This window comes from Nevskiales bacterium, assembly GCA_035574475.1.
Classification (GTDB): Bacteria; Pseudomonadota; Gammaproteobacteria; order Nevskiales; family DATLYR01; genus DATLYR01.
In genome coordinates, this window is the sequence record DATLYR010000043.1 from 1 (window position 1) to 4806 (window position 4806).

A 4806-nucleotide genomic window follows, 5' to 3' on the forward strand; every position below is an offset into this window, starting at 1 on the left:
ACATTCCCGCCCCGGGCGCCGCGCCTATGCGCAGTCGCCGGCAACCCCGGCCGCGGTGACGGGCATTCCGGCCACGCTGTTGCGTCAGACGGCGCCGCCGCTGCCGGAGTTGTCCGAGCTGGACGTGGTGCGCCACTACACGCGGCTGTCGCAGCGTAATTTCTCCATCGACACGCATTTCTACCCGCTCGGTTCCTGCACCATGAAGTACAACCCGCGCGCCTGTAATGCGCTGGCGATGCTGCCGGGCTTCGTGGGCCGGCACCCGCTGGCGCCGGCCTCGCACAGCCAGGGCTTTCTCGCCTGCCTGTACGAGCTGCAGGAAATCCTGAAGGAAGTGACCGGCATGAAAGGCGTATCGCTGACGCCGATGGCCGGCGCACAGGGCGAGTTCGCCGGGCTGGCGATGATCCGCGCCTACCACCTGTCGCGTGGCGACACGGCGCGTACCGAGGTGCTGGTGCCGGATGCGGCCCATGGCACCAATCCCGCCACCGCCACGATGTGCGGTTACACCGCGCGCGAGATTCCCACCGATGCCAATGGCGACGTGGACCTCGACGCGCTCAAGGCCGCGGTCGGCCCGCAGACCGCCGGCATCATGCTGACCAATCCCTCCACGCTGGGCGTGTTCGAGCGGCGCATCGTGGAGATCGCGAAGATCGTGCACGCGGCCGGCGGTTTGCTGTACTACGACGGCGCCAATCTCAATGCCATCCTCGGCAAGGTGCGGCCCGGCGACATGGGCTTCGACGTCATCCACATGAACCTGCACAAGACCTTCTCCACGCCGCACGGTGGCGGCGGGCCGGGCTCGGGCGCGGTCGGCGTGAGCCAGCGGCTGCTGCCCTTCATGCCGGTGCCGCTGGTAGGGAAATCCACCCCCTCCCCCAGCCCCTGCCCACAAGGGGGAGGGGGGCATTCTCTTTCTCCCTCCCCCTCGATGGGGGAGGGTTGGGGTGGGGATGAACGCTACCGCTGGCTCGACGAGCGCGACCTGCCGCAGAGCATCGGCCGCCTGTCGGCCTTCATGGGCAACGCCGGCGTGCTGCTGCGCGCCTACGTCTATGCGCGCATGCTCGGCCGCGAGGGTATGCACCGCGTGTCCGAATTCGCCACGCTCAACGCCAACTACCTGATGGCGCGGCTGCGCGACAAGGGCTTCGATCTGGCCTTCCCCTCGCGCCGCGCCAGCCACGAGTTCATCATCACGCTGAAGCGCCAGAAGCAGGAAATCGAGCTGACCGCGACCGACGTCGCCAAGCGCCTGCTCGATTACGGCTTCCATGCCCCGACCGTCTACTTCCCGCTGCTGGTGCCGGAGTGCCTGCTGATCGAGCCGACCGAGACCGAGTCGCGCGAGACCCTGGATGCCTTCGTCGAGGCGATGGCGGCGATCTGGGACGAAGCGAAGGCCGACATCGGGAAGCTCAAGGGCGCGCCCTACACCACGCCAGTGCGGCGGCTCGACGACGTGCGCGCCGCGCGGCAACTGGACGTGTGCTGGCGGGGCTGAGATTCAAGAATGGACAGGATAAACAGGATTCGCAGGATTAACACGCAAGAATTTTCTCTGTAAAGAATATTTCTTCATCCTGTTAATCCTGGACATCCTGTTATCCTGTCACCTCTTCGGCTTCTCTGAGTTGGGTATTGCGATGTCGGCTCTGATCTGCGGTTCCTTCGCCTACGACACCATCATGGTGTATCCGGGCTATTTCAAGAACGAGATCCTGCCGGACAAGGTGCACATGCTGAACGTGTCCTTCCTGGTGCCGGAACTGCGGCGCGAGTTCGGTGGCTGCGCCGGCAACATCGCCTACAATCTGCGCCTGCTCGGCGGCGACGGCGCGCCGATGGGCACCGTGGGCCGCGACTTCGCGCCCTATGCCGAGTGGATGGACCGGCACGGCATCCGCCGCGATTTCCTCAAAACCATCGAGGAGGCCTACACCGCGCAGGCCTATATCACCACCGATCTGGACGCAAACCAGCTCACCGCCTTCCATCCGGGCGCGATGAACTACGCCCACACCCAGTCGGTGCCGGACACGGGCATCACGCTCGGCATGGTGTCGCCCAACGGCCGCGAGGCCATGCTCCAGCACGCGCGCGAGTTCGCCGAGCGCGGCATCCCGTTCTTCTTCGACCCGGGCCAGGGCATGCCGATGTTCGACGGGCATGCGCTCAAGCTGTTCGTGGAGCAGGCGCATTACGTCACGCTCAACGATTACGAGTACGAGCTGCTGCGCGAGCGCACCGGCTGGGACGCCGACGACATCACCGGCCGCGTCGAGGCGCTGATCGTGACCGGTGGCGCCAAGGGCTCGGTGATCTACCATCGCGGGCGGCGCTACGACATTCCCGTCGCGACGCCGAAGGCGGTGGTGGACCCCACCGGCTGCGGCGATGCCTACCGCGCCGGTCTGATCTACGGGCTGATGCGCGGCATGGACTGGGAAACCACCGGCCGCATCGCCTCGCTCATGGGCGCGATCAAGATCGAAAAACCCGGCACCCAGAACCACCACTTCATGCCGGAGGAATTCCGGCACCGGTTCAAGGCCGAGTTCGGCTACGCCCTGGACTGATTGTTCTGGCTTCGCCCTCCCCTGGATGGGGGTGAGGGTATTCAGCCCGCCGCCAGTTCTTCGAGCCGGCTGACCGGCGCCGAGCACTGCAGGCCGCGGCATCGGTAGGCGACGATCTCGCCCTGCGGTTTCTTGTCGGCCAGCGCGGCGGGCAGCTCGGCTGCGTCCGCGGGAATCGCGAAGATCAATCGTTGCAGCGCATGGTTCTGCGCCAGCGCAGCCTGCCAGTCCCGAAGTCTCTCGGGCGTGCCGCGCAGGATCAGGATTTCCGGCGGATTCAGCGCTTCCTGCAGCGCCATCAGCAGGGTCGGATAGGCGAGCGGATGGTTCTGCATGGCCGGGAAGGCCAGCTGCAGCGTGCGCTCGGCCGCATGCAGATAGCGGGTCTCGCCCAGCAGCCAGCCGAGCCGGTTGAGCGCGCGCGCCGCGATGCCGTTGCCGGAGGGCAGGGCCTCGTCGGCCAGCGGTTTCATGCGCGCCAGCAGTTTTTCGTGATCGTGCGCGGTAAAGAAAAAGCCACCGTGCGTGCGATCCTCGAAATGTGTCAGCAAGGCCTCGGCCAGTTCGCGCGCGAAGGCCAGGTCCGCGCCGCGCCAGCGCAGTTGCAGCAATTCCAGTACCGCCTCCAGCAGCAGGGCATAATCGTCCAGGTAGGCGGTCAGGTGGGCCTTGCCGTCCTTGTACGTGGCCAGCAGACGGCCGTCGCGGTACAGCGTGCAATGGATGAAATCCAGCGCGCGCTGCGCGGCGTGGAGGCAGTCCGCGCGCCCGAGCTGCCGGGCCGCGGCGGCGAGCCCTTGGATCATCAGTGCGTTCCAGCTGGTCAGGATCTTGTCGTCGCGCCCCGGGCGGACGCGCTTTTCCCGGAGATCGAATAGTGTTTTCCGGCAGTACGCCAGCCGCTCGCGTATGGCTTCCGGCGATTGGCCGGATGCCTTCGCGAGCCTGTCCACGGATTCGTAGCCATGCAGGTGCCACTGGCCTTCGAAGTTGGGTGCGCGGTCGAGGCCGAAGCGCTGCGCGAACAGCCGATAATCCTCGTCCGGGAGTGTGCCGGCCACTTCCTCCCGCGTCCAGACGTAATACTTGCCTTCGTGGCCCTCCGAGTCGGCATCCAGGCTGGAGTAGAAGCCACCCTCGGGCGACTGCATCTCGCGCAGCACCCAGTCCGCAGTCAGGCTGGCCGCCTGCGTAAAGACCGGGTCGGACCCGATGCGGGCGGCGGCGCTGCACAGCGCCAGCAGTGGACCGTTGTCGTACAGCATCTTCTCGAAGTGCGGGATCATCCACTGCGCATCCACCGAGTAGCGGCAGAAGCCGCCGCCGAGGTGGTCGAACAGCCCACCTTCGCACATCCGGTGCAGGGTGAACAAGGCCATGCTGAGCGCAGCGCCATACCGCTGCGGCGCACGCGCCCACAGTCTCAACAGCAGCTCGATCTGTGGCGCATGCGGAAATTTGGGGGCATCGCTGAAACCACCATGCTCGCTGTCGAAGTTGCGCTCCAGTTGGAGGAAGGCCTGGCCCAGCGGCGCGTCACTGAGCACCTGCCGCCCCTCCGCGACCGGCTCGAGGCGCTGCAGCACTTCGCGCAGGCGCCTGTCCTGTTCGCCGAGCTGGTCCTTGTTCTGGGCATACCAGTCGGCCACGTGCTGCAGGACGTACCTGAAGGCCGGCAGGCCATGGCGCGGCTCGCGCGGGAAATAGGTGCCGGCGAAAAAAGGCGCCTGCGTCTTCGGGTCCAGCACCACGGTGAGCGGCCAGCCGCCCCCGCGCTGCATCATCAGCTGGTGCGCGGTCTGATAGATGCGGTCGAGGTCCGGGCGCTCCTCGCGGTCCACCTTGATGTTGACGAAGTGCCTGTTCATCAGCGCTGCGGTCTCTTCGTCCTCGAAGGACTCGTGCGCCATGACGTGGCACCAGTGGCAGGCCGAGTAGCCGATCGAGAGCAGGATCGGCTTGTCCTCCTGTCTCGCCCGCGCGAGCGCCTCCTCGCCCCAGGGATACCAGTCCACGGGGTTGTGGGCGTGCTGGAGCAGGTAGGGGCTGGTCTCTTTGGCCAGGCGGTTGGCGTGCTTGGGCTTGGGGGCCGGCGAGGGCGGCTCAACGCCCTGGGCCAATCCCCCGAAAACCAGAAGGACAACTGTGGTCGCGAAGCATCGAGCGGCAATGATCGTGGATTGTGGCGTCATGCCGCCCATTCTACACGGCCGAC

At 66.4% G+C, this 4806-nt stretch carries 3 protein-coding genes; 2 read left to right on the plus strand and 1 reads right to left on the minus strand.

Translation table 11 applies throughout. The annotated features are described in order from the left end of the window. Nucleotides 1-1516, plus strand: a 1516-nt coding sequence (gcvPB, locus tag VNJ47_02660; GenBank protein HXG27735.1) for an aminomethyl-transferring glycine dehydrogenase subunit GcvPB, incomplete at its 5' end; no start/stop codon positions are given. A 142-nt stretch (nucleotides 1517-1658) separates the two neighbouring features. Continuing rightward, nucleotides 1659-2591 carry a carbohydrate kinase family protein gene (locus tag VNJ47_02665; GenBank protein ID HXG27736.1) on the plus strand — a complete coding sequence of 311 codons (933 nt, stop codon included), beginning with the start codon at nucleotides 1659-1661 and terminating at the stop codon, nucleotides 2589-2591. A 41-nt stretch (nucleotides 2592-2632) separates the two neighbouring features. Here VNJ47_02665 and VNJ47_02670 read toward each other — a convergent pair whose 3' ends face one another. Then, nucleotides 2633-4711 carry a thioredoxin domain-containing protein gene (locus tag VNJ47_02670; protein ID HXG27737.1) on the minus strand — a complete coding sequence of 693 codons (2079 nt, stop codon included), beginning with the start codon at nucleotides 4709-4711 and terminating at the stop codon, nucleotides 2633-2635. Nucleotides 4712-4806 lie beyond the last annotated feature (95 nt).